The sequence below is a fragment of the Desulfobacter vibrioformis DSM 8776 genome, assembly GCF_000745975.1.
GTDB lineage: Bacteria > Desulfobacterota > Desulfobacteria > Desulfobacterales > Desulfobacteraceae > Desulfobacter > Desulfobacter vibrioformis.
The window spans coordinates 1-17455 of the sequence record NZ_JQKJ01000046.1; the positions used below are offsets into that span (position 1 = coordinate 1).

The following is a 17455-nucleotide window of genomic DNA, read 5'->3' on the forward strand; positions in this document are numbered from 1 at the left end:
CCTCGATAAGACTAAACTCGCCGGTCCTCCTTGTATCTCATAATAGGCTGCCTCATACAAGATGCGGTTAATCTCGCGCTTACTTTTCTGTAACGCCTGAGTCACTGCCAGTGTGGGGCATTTACAGCCTAATTGAAACTGCCAAAGCAAATAGTCTTTAACCATACTGGTATCTTTGTTCCCTCTGGAAAAACTCCCCGATACTTATAATCAAGGATGATTACAAAACCTTGTTGCCTCACTATCTCGATATGCCCAGTCTTGCAGGTCCTCTTTATATCGCATAACGAACCGTACTTGCCAAGGTGTGGTTTATTAAGCGCTTACTTATATAGGGATATAAAAATTAGGACCGTTGAAAGTTTCCCTGCTTCCGGTCCCATTAAGGAGGTCATTATGAAAGCTTTGAACTGTGCACCGCAAAAAATAAGCAAACTATTGATTGGATTTGCTGCCGTACTGTTCGGAGTCGCCTTGTTCATTCTGGGAATCACCCTTCTTCCCGTACTGGGAATCTTCCTTTCTCTACCTACCTTTGCCATGGCGGCCACTATCTTTAAAAGCCATCTGAATGATGACTGTGAGTTGATGACGAATTAACAGCACTTCTTGATTTCCGCATTCTGTTCTTTAGAATGCAGAAATCAAGATCTCTCCCCAGCAATTGTACACCTGAGGTTAAGCCGCCATAAAACCGCCATGGCCTTTTTGTCCACGCCGGACACTTCTTTTTTAAACTGTTTGTTGTACCGGGTCAAAAAATGCTGGATAAGCAGGGGGATATCCTCCTTGCGGTGCCGCAGGGGCGGCAGCATGATGGAGATCACATTGAGCCGGTAGTAAAGATCCTCCCTGAAATTCCGGAGTTCAACTTCTTTTTTCAGGTCGTGGTTGCCGGCGGCGATCAGGCGGGCATCCACCATGATGGGCTTGGTCCCTCCCACCCGCAGAAGATTTCTTTCCTGGATGAACCGTAAGAGCTTTACCTGCATGTTCGGCGGCATCATACCGATCTCATCTAAAAAAATCGTACCTTTGTCCGCAGATTCCAGTAACCCGATCTTGGTGCTGACCGCCCCGGTAAACGCCCCTTTTTCATGGCCGAACAGTTCGTTGGTAATGAGATCGTCGGAGAAGCCGCCGCAGGAGAAGGCAATGAACGGCTCCTTCTGCCGTGCCCCCAGAAAATGAAGGGCCCGGGCCACAAGCTCCTTGCCGGTACCGCTTTCCCCCTGTATCAAAACGCTGCAGTTCAAGGATTTCACCTTGTCAATCATTTGGAGCACTTTCTGGATGGCCGGGGAGTGGCCAATAAGAAACTGCTCCCGGGACTGTTTAATCAACGCTTTTTTAAGTGCTGTTGTCTCCCGGACAAGCTGAACAGCCTGCAGCGCCCGCCGGCTTAAAGAGAAAAGCAGATCCATTTTAACGGGCTTGGCCAGAAAGTGAAAAGCGCCGCCCTGAACCGCCTCAACCGCGGTATCAATGGAACCAAAACCGGTGAGAATAATCACTTCGGTATCCGGGTATGACCTTTTAACAATGGAAAGCACTTCCAGGCCGTCCATACCCGGCAGTTTAAGATCACACAAAAGCAGGTCAAAGCGCACAGTCTTCATGCGCTGAAGAAAAGACTCGGCATCTGCAAATGATTCAATCTCATAATCGGCCCGGCGGGAGAGCCCCCGCTGTATTTCCCTGCATGCAATGGGCTCATCATCCACGATGGACACACGCATGGTTAACGGTTTTGTTATCTTTTCCATGCCCGTTGATTACAACAAATCCGGCCCGATTTAAAGAAGCTTTTTCAATTTTATGGTTAAGTTGAGCCCTTAACCCAAGGATGGAAGGATGACCAAAAATTCAGCCCGGACCCCCCCCCCCCAAAAAAAAAGTCGTACAATAGATCTACCCTTCGATCAAGAGAAATATTTGGATTCAATCAAAGCTCCCAAAGGTTTCAGGAAGGAATTATTAGATGTTTTTATCAACCTATTTATCCTTAACTCAATTGCCTTTTCATGGTATTCTTCCAACTCTCTTTGTCAGAAGAGAATGAACGAATAAGCTGTGAGGAATGAATGGGAAAAAAACTAACCATTTTGGCTGTTGATGATTCAGAAATGAACCTTGATATACTCGTGGGAATATTAAAAAAGCATGATGTCATCCCAACACTTTCAGGCCAAGAGGCATTGGAAATTTTGGAGGAAGAGGAAGTGGACCTGATACTCCTGGATATCCTCATGCCGGAAATGGACGGCTTTGAGGTCTGCCGCCGCATCAAGGCTGCTGAGAAGACCCGGGAGATACCCGTGATCTTCATTACCGTTAAAAACAGCGAACAGGATATACAGCAATGTTTTGAACTCGGGGGCGTGGACTATGTTGCAAAACCCTTTAACGCCATAGAACTCCTGTCGCGCGTCCAAACGCATCTGAAATTGCGCAGCTATCAGGTCCGGCTGGAAGGAATGGTAAAAGAGCAGGCCCAATTGGCGTTTATAAAGGACCCATCTCAATTCAAACAAGATCTAATACAACTCATTGATATGACAGATAATATAATGAACGCATTGGAAAAAGAAGATCCCATGGACAGAAAGGAAATAGCAGCCACCTGTAAGCAAATGCAACAAAGACTCAACTGCCTGACAAATGATTTATGAGTCACTCTAATCTACGTCCCGGCACTTTATTGGATGACCCAAAAAACAAATTCAAAGATATTTCCGGGGTATGTGGAAAAAATGAATGAGAATATAAAAAAAACGATCCTGGTGGTGGATGATAACGAAAGTAATATTGATATGATCCTTGCCATTTTAAAGGAGTATGACGTCATTCCGTCAACTTCCGGTGAGGATGCCCTGGCATTGGTCAAAGAAGAATCCATCGACCTGATGTTGCTGGACATACTCATGCCAGGAATGGACGGATATGCGGTGTGCCAACGGCTTAAAAATCAAGCCGGTACCCAAGATATTCCGGTTATATTCATTACGGCTAAAACTGACGAAGAAAGTATTGAAAAAGCCTATGATATAGGCGGTGCCGACTTTGTGACCAAACCGTTTAAACCCAAAGAGCTTCTGGCACGGGTGAAGGTTCAGCTCAAACTTCAGACTGTACTCAGGGAGCTGGATTTCCTGGCTACCCGCGACAGCCTCACCGGTATTTACAATCGAAGAAAATTCTTCCAACTGGCTGAACAAATGTATGCAAAAGCATCAGATGACCTCTACGCCGTAATGATCGACATTGATCACTTCAAACGGGTTAATGACAGATATGGTCACCATACCGGAGATGACGCATTGAAAAATATAACCCGCGCCATTTCCCAGGCACTTCCGAAATCATCGCTTTTTGGCCGTATGGGAGGAGAAGAGTTTGCCGTTCTTCTAAAAACAGGTGACCATACCCAAGCCATGAACGTCGTGTCCCTGCTTCAGCAGAAAGTAAGTGAAACCCTCATCAATATCGGTGATGGTTCGACCATATCCTGTACCATCAGTAGTGGTGTCGCCTGTAACCAAGGAGAAATAACCACGTTGGATCAATTGTTACGGCAGGCTGATACGGCCTTGTATAAAGCCAAGGAGGGCGGCCGGAACCAAAGTATTTTCAGGAATGTATAATTGAAGGAATCATTTTGAAATCAATTCTGGTCCGCATCATAATTTATCTGGTATTTATATTTCCCGTGACAGCCGGTGCTTTGGAATTAACGCCAGAGGAAAAGGCATTCATCACCTCAAATTCTGAAGTCAGGGTTGCCATGATGCCGGACTTCTCCCCATTCTCATACATAATTCAGGATGCAATCGGCGGGTTCGAACACGACCTGCTCGAATTGATTTCCCAAAAAACGGGGTTGACGTTTACCAAGCAGCTGGGCAACTGGAATTCGATTCTGACGGCTTTCAAAACCCAAAAAGTAGATATGATAGCCAGCATCTCGTACAAAAAAGAACGGGAGGCATTTACCATTTTCACGAAACCCTATTACGAAATTCCCATCATGATTTTTGTACGGGATGATTTCGGAGAATACCAGGGATTAGAAAGCCTGGCAGGTAAAAAAGTGGGGGTGCTAAAGGATATTTTTTACAGCAAAGAGCTGGACGAACTGGGATTCATGGAACTTGTGCCCTACGAAACATATGAAGAGATAACCCAAGCCCTGGTCTTTGGAAAAATCGATGCCCTGATTCAGAATCTGCCGAACATCAACCACCTGATCAAAAAACATGTTTATACAAATTTAAAACTGGCCGCTGAACTTCAACTGCCCAATATCAGTAAAGAGGACCTGCGTTTTGGCATACGCCCGGACAAACCCATCCTGCGTTCGATCATTCAAAAGGCGCTGGATTCCATTTCCAAGGAAGAAAAAGTGGCATTGGTCGACCGATGGATTGGCGGGACACAGGACAGCAGCGCCAGCCTTATAAAATTCAGTAAAAAAGAGGGGGCATACCTGGTCGAAAAGAAAACCATTACCATGTGCATTAACCCCGACCGGGAACCCTATGAAAAGATCAGCCACCAGGGAAAACATGAAGGGCTGGCGGCTGACTACCTGCAACTCATTGCCCAAAAAATCGGAAAACCATTTACCCTGTTACCCACCAAAACATGGCAAGAGACCTTGGAAAAGGCCAAAGCCGGGAAGTGCGACATTGTTTCATTTTTAGAACCCACCCCTGATCTCAAATCCTTTTTAAATTTCACCAGTCCCATCTATGAAGAGCCAGAAGTGATCATCGTTAAAAATGACCTTTCCTATCTTCGAGGCCTCAGCGCCTTGCAAGGAAAAAAGGTGGGCGTGGTCAACGGTTCCCGGGGGAGCGGGATCCGCAATGCATATCCTGGGATTCAGGTTGTTGATGTGGAAAATCATACCAAAGCCATGCAAATGGTTTCCGGAGGAGAGCTGGATGCTGCGATCACCCCTCTGGTCGGGGCGGCATATATTATTGCCAAAGAGCGGGTGTTTGATATTAAAATCTCAGGTGATACAGGCCTCAAAAGCCGCTATACCATAGGGGTAAGAAAAAATGACGCCATATTGCAGGGAATTATGGAAAAAGCGGTGCTATCCCTGTCAGACAATGAGAGTGAAGAGATCAGCAATAAATGGCTCTCGGTTCGCATGGAAAAAGGAACGGACTATAGTCTGATCTGGAAAATTCTGGTGGGCGTGGTATTGATCCTGATGGGTGGGGTTTACTGGAATCGCAAACTCGGCCATATCAATGATCAGCTTACGACAGCCAAAGAAAAGGCTGAAGAGGCGACCCTGACAAAATCAACTTTTCTGGCCAATATGAGTCATGAGATTCGCACGCCCATGAACGCCATTACCGGCATGACCTATTTGATGAAACAAACCTGTCTTGACCCAATACAAAGCGAATATGTGCATAAAATTGAGAACTCGGCCAACTCATTGTTGGGATTGATCAACGATATCCTTGATTTTTCCAAGATTGAGGCTGGAAAGCTTGCCATTGAGAAAATTGATTTCGATCTGCACACCGTCATCGACAACGTCGCTACCCTGGTGGAACTAAAAGCCAACCAAAAGGGGTTGGAATTTGTTGTCAGCTATGATCCAGGGATGAATATGAGTCTTCACGGTGACCCTCTGCGGCTGGGCCAGGTACTCACAAATCTTGCCAACAACGCTGTGAAATTTACCCAAACAGGAGAAGTAGGTATTTACATCACCCGTTTGGAACAGAACCGCTACCAGTTCAAGGTTCGCGATACAGGCATCGGAATGACACCCGAACAGCAGTCCCGCCTTTTTCAATCCTTTTCCCAGGCTGATGCCGGCACCACCCGCAAGTTTGGAGGGACCGGGCTGGGCCTTGCAATCTCCAAGCAGCTTGTGGAACTGATGGCGGGCCGCATCTGGGTTGAAAGTAAAGCCGGCAGGGGCAGCTCTTTTACATTTGAGGTGGAACTGGGAGAGCAGGAGAGCAGCCCCAAAACCCTTCGGCAATTCCCGGACAAAAAGGTGCTGATTGTGGATGATACGCCAAGCTGGCAAGAGATACTGACCCGCCTGCTCAAAGGGTTCAATATCAGTTCGACAACAGCCGGCAGCGGTGAAGAAGCCATTGCGATGCTCTGCCAGCAGAAACAAAATTTTGACCTGGTGTTGATGGATTGGAAGATGCCGGGCCTTGACGGGATTGAGACCACTAGGAAAATCCGGGAACAATGCCAAAGCCTACCGCCAACCATCATCATGGTATCAGCCTATCGCCAGGAGAGCCTGCTCAATGCCGCCAAAGAGGAGGGCATAGAAATCTTTTTGCAGAAACCCGTCAATCCGTCCCTGCTCTACGCCGTGATCATGGAGGCCTTTGGCGAGAAAATAAAGCACGAATACCATAAAACGGTTCAGAATTCCTCTCTTAAAAATGAACTCACGACCCTGAGTGGAAGCACGATTCTATTGGCCGAAGATAACGCCATGAACCGGGAGATCATTCACGGTATGCTTTCCCACAGCGGTATATTCATCGTCGATGTCGCCAATGGCAGGGACGCGGTCGAAATGGTAGATGCGGAACCAAACAAATATGAACTGATCCTGATGGATATCCAGATGCCGGAGATGGATGGATATGAAGCCACACGTCTGATTCGGAAGAAGGATCGCAGGCTGCCCATTGTTGCTTTAACTGCCAACGCATTGGTCAGCGATATTGCCAAAACCAAAGAGGCCGGGATGCAGGAGCATCTCAACAAGCCCATTGATGTTGAAAGACTATTTGCCACACTACTCAAGTACATCAGTAAAAAATGCGAGGTAAAAACTGAGCCCGGTAACCTGGAACCGAAAACGAATCCAGACAGTACATTGCCTGATATGGTCCATATCGATACCCGGGCCGGCCTGTCAAGGGTTATGGGGGATGCAACGCTCTATAAAAAGCTGTTGGGTGATTTTGCGAACAACTATGGTGCCTTGGAAATTTCTCCGACGCAAGAAGATTTTAAGAGAATCATCCACACGATCAAGGGGCTCAGCGCGAACATCGGTGCGGAAACGCTCAGTGATGTATCCAAAACACTGGAGGATGATCCCAATGTTGAAAGCCTTACCGCCTTTCAGGAACAATTAAATCTTGTATGTGATGAGATCCGGACTATTAAATTCGAAGAAGATGTAACGGTACAAGACCCTCTTTCAGCTGAACGTGAGGCGGCGTTGCTCCCAGAACTCAAAACCGCACTGAAATCCAGGCGTAAAAATTTGTATACCCCCTTGCTTGAAGAACTGACCGGACACAAGGAATTAAAAGCCTTAGTCAAGCGGTACAAATTTAAAGAGGCATTGGCGATTCTGGAAAGGGAGATTCATAGAAAATAGGGGACAGACCATGTTTTACGCAAAAGAACATATCGGTGCTGAAATAACGCGCCAGGTTATCAGTATGAACTTCCTGTCAATAGAAGCCGTTGAAAATCAAAAGAAGAATTGATAAATAACTAATATTGATCTATAGTCACCACCAAATTTATAAGGATACACTCAAAATCTATATGGAGAGAATGAATGAAAACTTTTAAAATTGTATTATTCATAATTATCCTGATACTTCTGGCCGTTTTCGGCATCCAGAACCAGGAATACTTTCTGACAGGTGGAGCGCTTCACATTGATTTTAAAATAGCATCCCTGAACTACACGGCCATGGAACTTCCCAACTGGGCCTATTGGGCTCTCTGTCTGGTTTTAGGCCTTTTGATCACAGGAATTCGCGGGCTTATCACAGCCTTTCGCCTGGGCCGCCAGGTTAGAACAAGGGACGAGCGCATTGAACGTTTGAAAGGAGAAATAAATTCTCTGCAGACACGTCTTGATATGTTTATTCACGATCCCTACATCAAAAAACACCTGGAAGAGGAAGAAGCCCGCAAAGATCAGGAGCTGGCGGCAACCGAGGAAAAATAAAGGGCCTGAAGTAAAAACTCATTTGAACATCAATGGTCGAAAAAAAACAAACACCCATGATGGCCCAATACCTGGCCATCAAAGAAACCTGTCAGGACGCCATACTCTTTTACCGGATGGGGGACTTTTATGAGATGTTTCTTGGGGATGCTGTCAAGGCGGCCGGCATCCTTGAAATTGCGCTGACCTCCCGGAATAAAAACGACCCCGACCCCATTCCCATGTGCGGTGTGCCTTACAAGGCAGCCGATCTTTATATTGCCAAACTCATTGAAAAGGGCTGCAAGGTTGCGGTGTGTGAGCAGGTGGAAGATTCTGCCCAGGCCAAAGGTCTTGTCAAACGGGAGATTATCCGGGTCATCACCCCGGGCATGATCCTCAACGATTCCCTTCTGGACCGGGGAACAAACAATTTTCTGGTGGCAATTTCAAAAACCTTTGACCATGCAGGTCTTGCCTGCATAGATATATCCACGGGCAGCTTTACCACCTGCCAGGTAAAACGCGTCTCGGGTGTCATCCCATACGCCCTTTTAGACGAGGCCTTAAAACTTTCCCCCAAGGAGGTGCTGCTGCCGGACAGCTTCAAGTCTGATCCGGCCATGGCCGCCATCAGGAAAACATTTTCCCACGTTGAAATCACTTATCTGGGCAACGATACGTTCCGGCCTGACAATGCCCGGCAGGTGCTGACAGAACAATTTGCCACCCGCAGTCTTGAAGGATTCGGCATTGAACGTATGCAGGCCTGTATATCAGCCGCAGGCGCCGCGATGTCATATGTCCGGGACACCCAGTTGTCTGACACCAGCCATATTTATAAGGTCATTCCATATAACCTCAATGATTTCATGGTCATTGACGACAGATCCTGCAAAAACCTTGAACTTTTGACCAATATCCAGACCCAGAGCCCCAAAGGCTCTTTGATCCACATTCTGGATAAAACCGTCACCGCCATGGGCGGCAGGCTGATCAAGCAGTGGATCAGATATCCTCTGGTTGACAAAGGCCAGATTCTCCAGCGCCTTGATGCCATAGAAGAGCTGATCGGGGCGCCTGCCACCCATCAGGCACTTGGCGATCTTCTTAAATCCGTATATGATCTTGAACGGCTGGGCTCCCGCATATCCATGGGCCAGGGCAATGCCCGGGACATGCTTTCCCTTAAAAATTCCCTTTCTGTTCTGCCCGGTCTGTTCAAGGAGATCCAAGCATTTAAAAGCCCGATTCTCAACGGTACCGGCATGGATGAAAAACAGTCCCTGGTCCGGAATCTTGAAGAACTAGCCCGATTGATCGGCAGAGCCATCCGGGAAGATGCCGTGCATGTACTCAACGAAGGCAACCTGATCAATGACGGATACAGCCCGGAACTGGATGAACTTTTATCCATCACCCGGGACGGAAAATCCTGGATTGCGAAAACGCAAAAAAAAGAAAAGGAAAATACAGGACTCTCCTCGCTTAAAATAAAATACAACAAGGTGTTCGGGTATTTCATCGAGGTATCAAAAGCCCAGTCTTCCCAGGTACCGGATCACTATATCCGCAAACAGACCCTTGTCAATGCCGAGCGGTTCATTACCCAGGAGATGAAAGAGGTGGAAGACACCATATTCAATGCCCAGGAACGCCGGAACGCTCTGGAATACGACATTTTCTGTACAATCCGGGACAAGGTGGCCCAGCGGACAAAGGATATCCTGACCATGGCACAGTTTATTGCCGCCGTTGACGTGGTCCAGGGCCTTGCCAGGGCTGCCGTGGAAAACGCCTATGTAAAACCTGACATCAATGATGACCGGCGCATTGATATACAGGATGGCAGGCACCCGGTGGTGGAAAAACTGATCCAGGGCGAGCGGTATGTGCCCAATTCTATTTTCCTGGACGACACCCAGTGCCAGCAAATTCTGATCACCGGCCCCAACATGGCAGGCAAATCCACGGTGCTGCGCCAGGTGGCCTTAACCGTTCTCATGGCCCAGATGGGTTCATTTGTGCCTGCGGCCGGGGCTTCCATCTGCATCACAGACCGGATATTCACCCGGGTGGGCGCGCTTGACAATCTTTCCTCCGGGCAGAGTACCTTCATGGTTGAGATGGAGGAGACTGCCAATATTGTCAATAATGCCACGGAAAAAAGCCTGGTGATCCTGGATGAAATCGGCAGGGGCACATCCACCTACGACGGCATGAGCATTGCCTGGGCCGTTGCCGAATACCTGCATGACTTGAACGGTAAAGGGGTAAAAACCCTTTTTGCCACCCATTACCATGAGCTGCTCCAGCTAGAGGAACTCAAACCCCGGATCAAAAATTATAATATTGAGGTCAAGGAATTCAACGACAATATTGTATTCCTCCGCAGTCTTGTCAAAGGGGGAACCAACCGCAGCTACGGCATCCAGGTAGCGCGCCTGGCAGGGGTTCCAGACGATATCATTGACCTTGCCAAATCGGTTCTGGCATCTGCGGAACACCACCCCATGACACCTGCGCCTTTGGCATTGCCAGCCAAGAAGAAAAAAAGGTCAAAAAACCGGGACAACAGCGGACAGATGAACCTGTTCGGTCCCTCGGACCATGACCTGCGCCAGATGCTGCACAACGTGGATATTGCCCAAATGACCCCCCTTGACGCCCTGAACTTTTTAAATGATCTCAAGCGCAAGGTTGGGGCATGAACACTGGGGTCAGCCGCATATTCACCGTCTTTATTCCGGTTATCGCCTGCTTTTTCCTGTTTACCTGGACCACGGGGACAGCCCTTGCCGATACGGCCAAGGACAGGTACCTGGCAGCAGATACCTGTCTTAAAAAATTAAAACGATCTGCGGTGGATATCAATAAGGTGTCTTCTTGGCTGAGCTGTATTGAAAAATATAAATCCATTCACAAGGACTTTCCCGGGGATTCCTGGGCACCGGCCGGGTTATACAAGGCGGCGGAACTCTATTTCCAGCTTGCCAAAAAATCGGGCAATGCCAGCTGGAACCAGCAGGCCGATGATCTTATCGCCCGCATCAACCGGTTTTATCCCCAAAGTGCCTACAGTGCCCGTACCGGAACCCTTGCTGCAGCAAATGGCTCAAAGTCCCGCCAGAACAATGGCGAAGTAAAAACAAAACAGTCCCAAAAAGCGATGACCCGCAATGACGAGGCCATTGCAGAATACAGCAGGCAGAAACGGGAACAAGCCGAATCGGCCGATACAGGGGAGTATAAACAACCGGCTGATATTATAAAAGAAAACACAGAAGATACGGCCTATTGCGGTCCCGGGACCACCCAACCGGACAAGACAGACCTGCCGCAACCCAAAGGGGATACAACCGTTACGGATTTAAGGTTCTGGTCCAACCCGGAATATACCAGGGTCGTGGTAAATGCAGACAGCGAGCGAAGATACACCCACAGACTTTTAAAAAAAGACCCGACCCAAAATGTCCATTTCCAGCGGCTGTATGTGGACATTGACCAGTCAAGACTTGGCCGCAATGTGCCGGACCATACCCCCATCAACGATGATCTGCTGAATCAGGCCCGGGCCGGACAATTTACCCCCCACACCGTCAGGGTGGTGGTGGATATAAAAGATTTTGATAATTATAAGATTTTTTCTTTAAAAGACCCTTTCCGCATCGTCATCGACCTGTGGGGCAAGGACGGCAGGGCCGCGCCCATGGACCAGGCTGCCGTCGAAGATACGACAAGAACAAACCCTTCTGATGAAAAGCCGGACCAAATTACCACGGACAATTTGAAATCCTCGGACATTGCCCGCCAGCTGGCTTTAGGTGTCAAAAAAATTGTCATTGACCCCGGCCACGGCGGCAAGGATCCCGGGGCACCTGGATATGTCAAAGGGGTATGGGAAAAACAGATCGTACTCAAACTGGCAACAACCCTTGCGGAAAAACTGCGCAAACGTTTGAACTGTGAAGTGATGCTTACCCGGACCACAGACCGGAAACTGACCCTGGAGGAACGAACCGCCATTGCCAATACCCAGCGGGCTGACCTGTTTATTTCCATGCACTGCAATGCCGCCAAAAGCAAAAAACTGTCCGGCATTGAAACCTATATTTTGAACCTTGCCACGGATGAACAGGCCATTGCCGTGGCTGCCAGGGAAAATGCCACATCTGAAAAAAACATCTCGGATCTGGCCTATATCCTCAATGATCTGATGAAGCACGCCAAGATAGAAGAATCCAGGCGCCTTGCCAATGACGTTCATAAAGCCATGATTACAGGTATACAAAAGAGATACAGCAACATCCGTGATCTGGGGGTCAAACAGGCCCCGTTCTATGTACTGCTCGGAGCGCGGATGCCTGCAATTCTCATTGAATCCTCCTTTATTTCCAACAAAACCGAATGCAACCGTCTGATGACCAGTTCCTACCGCAATGACATTTGCAACGCCATTGCCGACGGGATAGAAAAATATATCAATGCCACAAATCCAAAGCACATATGACCCGGGCGGGCAGGACTTCCCCCGGTACCGGAATACAAGACCTTCCGGAAAATACAATTATTATAAATAATCAAATAAAAGGTGGATGTTATGTCGTTTGAAAACATTATTCTTGAGATGGACAGTACAATTGCCATGATCACTTTTAACCGCCCCAAAGCCCTGAATGCGCTGAACAATGCACTGCTTGATGAACTGGATGTCGCTTTGGACCAGGTTCTGGCCAATAAAGAAATCCGGGTACTCATTTTAACAGGCTCCGGTGACAAGGCTTTTGTCGCAGGTGCAGATATCTCAGAACTGACCCGGATGGATACATTGGCAGCAAAATACTTCTCCCGCAAAGGCCAGAAAATATTTTCCAAAATTGAAGCCCTGCCCTTCCCGGCCATTGCTGCAGTGAACGGTTTTGCATTGGGCGGCGGCAGTGAAGTTGCCCTGGCCTGTGATTTTATCTATGCCTCGGAAAAGGCTGTGTTTGGACTGCCTGAAATCAACCTGGGCCTTATCCCCGGTTTTGGCGGTACCCAGCGGCTCCCAAGGCTTGTGGGAAAAAACAGGGCCAAGGAGATGATTTTCACCGGAGCCAATATTACTGCTGACAAAGCCCTGGAATATGGTATGGTCAACCAGGTGTGCCCCCATGAATCCCTTATGGATGAGGTCCAAAAAACAGCCCGGCGCATTGCAGGCAAAGGATGCGTCTCCTTGAGAGCGGCCAAAGAGGCGATCCAGGCCGGAATGGGCTGCGACCTTGAGACCGGGTGCCTGATTGAAAATGATGCCTTTGCCATCGCCGTGGCAAGCCCGGATGCAAAAGAAGGCACATCAGCATTTTTAGAAAAAAGAAAGCCTGAATTCAAAGGCAATATTTAAACCAGGGAGAGAAAATAAAACATGCCCATATACGACATTGACTATGAGACCATGCCCAGGGAGGGCCTGGAGGCGATCCAGCTTCGCCGTCTTCAAACCACCATTGAACGGATCTATGCCACGGTCCCTTTCTATAAGGAGACCTATGACAAGGCCGGTATCAAGCCATCTGACATAAAAAGCCTGGATGACTTAAGGCGTCTGCCCTTTACCACCAAACAGGACCTCAGGGACAATTACCCTTACCGCATGTTTGCAGTGCCCATGGGACAGGTGATCCGTATCCACGCATCCTCGGGCACCACGGGCAAACCCACGGTGGTGGGATACACCAAACGGGATATTAACACCTGGGCAGATCTGATGGCCAGAAGCATGGCTGCAGCCGGAGCCACCGCGGGAGATATCATTCACAATGCCTGGGGGTATGGTCTTTTCACAGGCGGCCTAGGTGCCCATTATGGGGCGGAACGGTTAGGTGCCTCTGTTATTCCGGTTTCCGGTGGTAATACCAAACGCCAGATCACCATTATGCAGGATTTCAAGCCCACAATTTTATGCGGCACGCCATCTTATATCCTCCATCTGGCTGAAGTGGCAGATGAAATGGGCGTGGATTTCAAAGATCTGTCCTTTAAATCGGGTATTTTCGGTGCAGAGCCCTGGACGGAAAGAATGCGTACGGAACTGGAAGCCAAACTCAATCTCAAAGCCGTGGATATTTACGGTCTGTCCGAAGTCATGGGGCCGGGCGTATCTGTGGAGTGTGTTGAGGAACAAAAAGGCCTCCATATTGCCGAGGATCATTTCATTGTGGAGATCGTTGATCCGGATACCCTGGAACCTGTCCCCCCCGGAGATTCCGGTGAAATCGTGTTCACATCCATTACCAAGGAAGCCTTCCCGGTCATCCGTTACCGCACCAAAGACGTTACATCCTTGAATCCTGTGCCCTGCACCTGCGGCAGAACCCACATGCGGATGAACAAACCCACGGGCCGTACGGACGATATGCTCATCATCCGAGGCGTCAATGTATTTCCCTCCCAGATTGAAAGCGTTCTCATGGAAAGCCGGGAAGTCGCCCCTCATTACCAACTGCTGGTTGACCGGGTGGACAACCTGGATATCCTGACAGTCAAGGTGGAAATTGACGAAGCCTCCTTCAGCGATGACATCAAAGGGCTGCAGGCCATGGAAGGTAAAATTTCGCATAACATCAAGGAGCACTTGGGCGTATCTGCCAAGGTGGCCCTTGTGGAGCCTAAAACCATAGAAAGAAGCCAGGGCAAGGCTGTCAGGGTTATTGATAACCGCATTTTTTAACCAAGGAGACTATTTATCATGGCTGAACAGATATCCATATTCATAGAAAATAAAGAAGGGCGTCTTGCTGAAGTCACGGCCATTTTAAGGGATGCCGGGGTGAATATCCGGGCGCTTTCCCTGGCAGATACCACGGATTTCGGTGTACTGCGCCTCATTGTCAATGATAATGAAAAAGCCACTGCCGCCTTACGGAGTCAGGGATTTACCGTGGGCAAAACCCGTGTTCTGGCCGTGGAGGTAAATGATGTGCCCGGTGGCCTGAACCGGGTGCTGGATCCGCTGAGTGAACAAGACGTCAACGTGGAGTACATGTATGCATTTGCCAACCCCCAGTGCAAAAACGCCATCATGATTTTCCGCTTTGATGACATTGAAAAGGCAAAGACTATTTTGACCGAACAGGGGATTAAGGTTATTGATAAAGAGGAAATTTCAAATCTTTAACTTCGAACCCGGAAAATACAGAGGCACCGGATCACAAGCGTGTTCCGGTGCCCTGTGGAAATCATAAACATACCTGGCCCAGGGTTGGTGCAGGCGAACCTTTATGTTGTTCTATGGCAAAACTCTTTTAAAATCCGATCTTAAAAATGAAAAGATTTATAGACGAAATAAAAAAACGGTGGAAATGCTTAACATTGGCCATTTTAACAATAATTACGTTTTTTTCTCTTTTGCCATTACATGCATTACCTCCTGCGCCCGGCACAGATAAAATCCATCATTGCATTGCCTACGCTATGCTGATGTTGCCGGTATCACTTCGTAAGCCCGCCAATTGGAAAATATTGGGTTTGGCTTTTATTTTATACAGTGGTGCGATCGAGCTTATTCAACCGTTTGTAAATCGTTATGGAGAATGGATGGATCTGTTTGCAAATTCTGTGGGTGTAATATGCGCCGTGATTATTGCCGGGATGATTAATGCCATAATATCCGCAAAACAACCAGAGTAATCAGTGAACAACTGATAAAAACCTAAAGGCTGAAAACCGCTCACACCCGTGCGCTATGCACCGGTTATTTCGGGTTAGCCAGGTACTACATTGCATCTGTTGGAAGAAAAAGCTTACACAATTCTTCGCCAGTTTCGGAGGATAAATATGCCCCAAGGCGACACGCAAGCCCTCAATCCAGCTGGGACGGATTGATCTGGTACCCCACCCCGTAAACCGACTTAATGACCTCACGGTTGGGAAGAGCCAGGGCCAGTTTTTTCCTCAGGTTTTTGACATGGGTGTCAATATTCCGCTCATATCCATCGTAGGTGTATCCCTGTACTTTGGTCGTCAATTCTGAACGGGTATACACCTTGCTGGGACGTTTGATAAAGGCTGCCAGAATTCCGAACTCATTGGGGGTTAGATCCATGGGGACCCCCTGAATCGTTATGCGATGTTCCTCCTCGTCCAGCATCATGATGCCGATCGCCGTCCGGGATACAGGCAACGCTTTAGCTCTCCGCAAGACAGCCTTGACCCTGGCTACAACCTCCCGGGGTCTGAAGGGTTTGCGGATGTAATCATCTGACCCCAGTTCCAGGCCGAGCAGGGCATCCACCTCCTCCACCCGGGCCGTGATAAAAATGATAGGTACGCGGGAGAACTTGCGGATATTGCTGCACACGGCCAAACCGTCCATACCGGGCAACATGATGTCAAGCAGGATCAGGTCAACGGCGTTGGACCTTACAAAGGGGAGAACTTCATCGCCGTTGTCAATATAGCTTGTCCCGTAGCCGTTGCCGGCAAGGTAATCTTCAAGCACCCGGCCTATTTTCTCCTCGTCCTCGACAATCAGGATATGTTCCTTGTCCATATGGGTCTCCTTAGGGTGATGGGTTGAAACGGGCGGCAAGCGGCAGGCGGATCTCAATCCGGAGTCCGCCCAGTTTTGATCCGCTTGCAAAAATTCTTCCCCCGTGGCGTTCGACAATGGTCTTGCAGATCGCAAGCCCGATACCGCTGCCGCCGGTTTTCCGGCTTCGGGACGGATCTGCCCTGAAAAGGCGGTCAAAAATTTTGCCCAGTTTGTCCCCGGGAATTCCAGGGGGCGTGTCATCGAACTTAAGGCTTATTTCCCGGGCTTCAACACTGCCGGAAATCACCAGCCGGCCCGGAGAGTCGGTATACCGGCAGGTGTTTTTAAAGATATTGGAAAACACCTGGATCAAGCCTTCCCTGTCGCCCATCACCAGCGCATCCGTTTCCCATCTGCGGGAAACGGTGATGCGGCTTTGGACAAAGTCTGCGGCCAGCCGGTCGATGGACGCCTCCACCGTCTCCATGATCCCCAGCGCCTCGGTTTCATAGTTCAGGGGTTTGGCCTCTTCGACGAACAGGACATGAAGATCGTCCACCAGCCGCTTCAGGCGCAGGACTTCGGTCAGGATCGACTGGATCGCCCCGGGATCGGGCTTTCGGATACCGTCCTGGATCGCGTCGATCTCACCGATCAAAACAGCAACAGGCGTCCTCAACGTAAGCGCTTAATAAACCACACCTTGGCAAGTACGGTTCGTTATGCGATATAAAGAGGACCTGCAAGACTGGGCATATCGAGATAGTGAGGCAACAAGGTTTTGTAATCATCCTTGATTATAAGTATCGAGGAGTTTTTCCAGAGGGAACAAAGATACCAGTATGGTTAAAGACTATTTGCTTTGGCAGTTTCAATTAGGCTGTAAATGCCCCACACTGGCAGTGACTCAGGCGTTACAGAAAAGTAAGCGCGAGATTAACCGCATTTTGTATGAGGCAGCCTATTATGAGATACAAGGA

14 protein-coding genes are annotated in these 17455 nt (G+C 48.6%); 11 read left to right on the top strand and 3 right to left on the bottom strand.

Annotated elements, in window-relative coordinates; genetic code table 11:
* Positions 1 to 396 precede the first annotated feature (396 nt).
* Positions 397 to 600, top strand: coding sequence for a hypothetical protein (locus Q366_RS18085; RefSeq protein ID WP_035241883.1), 204 nt, complete (start codon positions 397 to 399; stop codon positions 598 to 600).
* Between the two features lie 44 nt (positions 601 to 644).
* On the opposite strand, the gene Q366_RS18090 is transcribed toward Q366_RS18085, so the two are convergent.
* Positions 645 to 1766, bottom strand: a complete 1122-nt coding sequence (locus tag Q366_RS18090) for a sigma-54-dependent transcriptional regulator (protein ID WP_245620010.1) — start codon at positions 1764 to 1766, stop codon at positions 645 to 647.
* Positions 1767 to 2084: 318 nt separating this feature from the next.
* On the opposite strand from Q366_RS18090, the gene Q366_RS20535 reads away from it, so the two are divergent.
* The 10 genes from Q366_RS20535 to Q366_RS18150 all read left to right on the top strand — a co-directional run bounded on the left by Q366_RS20535 (position 2085) and on the right by Q366_RS18150 (position 15631).
* A complete protein-coding gene (locus Q366_RS20535) occupies positions 2085 to 2672 on the top strand; it encodes a response regulator (RefSeq protein WP_051958146.1) in 588 nt (195 codons plus the stop codon).
* A gap of 81 nt (positions 2673 to 2753) precedes the next feature.
* Positions 2754 to 3644, top strand: coding sequence for a diguanylate cyclase (locus tag Q366_RS18105; RefSeq protein WP_051958149.1), 891 nt, complete (start codon positions 2754 to 2756; stop codon positions 3642 to 3644).
* A 14-nt stretch (positions 3645 to 3658) separates the two neighbouring features.
* Positions 3659 to 7396, top strand: coding sequence for a response regulator (locus Q366_RS20540; RefSeq protein WP_051958147.1), 3738 nt, complete (start codon positions 3659 to 3661; stop codon positions 7394 to 7396).
* Between the two features lie 186 nt (positions 7397 to 7582).
* A complete protein-coding gene (locus Q366_RS18120; RefSeq protein ID WP_035241889.1) occupies positions 7583 to 7981 on the top strand; it encodes a hypothetical protein in 399 nt (132 codons plus the stop codon).
* Between the two features lie 32 nt (positions 7982 to 8013).
* Positions 8014 to 10671 carry a DNA mismatch repair protein MutS gene (gene mutS, locus Q366_RS18125; protein ID WP_035241892.1) on the top strand — a complete coding sequence of 886 codons (2658 nt, stop codon included), beginning with the start codon at positions 8014 to 8016 and terminating at the stop codon, positions 10669 to 10671.
* Complete coding sequence (locus Q366_RS18130; RefSeq protein ID WP_035241895.1) at positions 10668 to 12470, top strand: N-acetylmuramoyl-L-alanine amidase; 1803 nt, start codon at positions 10668 to 10670, stop codon at positions 12468 to 12470. Before mutS ends, Q366_RS18130 begins: the two co-directional genes overlap by 4 nt.
* 90 nt (positions 12471 to 12560) lie before the next feature.
* Positions 12561 to 13346, top strand: coding sequence for an enoyl-CoA hydratase-related protein (locus Q366_RS18135; RefSeq protein ID WP_035241898.1), 786 nt, complete (start codon positions 12561 to 12563; stop codon positions 13344 to 13346).
* A 21-nt stretch (positions 13347 to 13367) separates the two neighbouring features.
* Positions 13368 to 14672: a phenylacetate--CoA ligase family protein gene (locus Q366_RS18140; protein WP_035241900.1), complete on the top strand. Its 1305-nt coding sequence runs from the start codon at positions 13368 to 13370 to the stop codon at positions 14670 to 14672.
* Positions 14673 to 14690: 18 nt separating this feature from the next.
* Positions 14691 to 15119 (top strand): ACT domain-containing protein, encoded by a 429-nt coding sequence (locus tag Q366_RS18145; RefSeq protein ID WP_035241903.1) that lies wholly within the window; start codon positions 14691 to 14693, stop codon positions 15117 to 15119.
* Between the two features lie 194 nt (positions 15120 to 15313).
* A complete protein-coding gene (locus Q366_RS18150) occupies positions 15314 to 15631 on the top strand; it encodes a VanZ family protein (RefSeq protein WP_245620011.1) in 318 nt (105 codons plus the stop codon).
* Positions 15632 to 15803: 172 nt separating this feature from the next.
* Here Q366_RS18150 and Q366_RS18155 read toward each other — a convergent pair whose 3' ends face one another.
* Entirely contained in the window at positions 15804 to 16493 is a 690-nt protein-coding gene (locus tag Q366_RS18155; RefSeq protein WP_035241908.1) for a response regulator, read from the bottom strand.
* 10 nt (positions 16494 to 16503) lie between these two features.
* Positions 16504 to 17133, bottom strand: coding sequence for an ATP-binding protein (locus tag Q366_RS18160; protein ID WP_156968222.1), 630 nt, complete (start codon positions 17131 to 17133; stop codon positions 16504 to 16506).
* Positions 17134 to 17455: the final 322 nt, after the last annotated feature.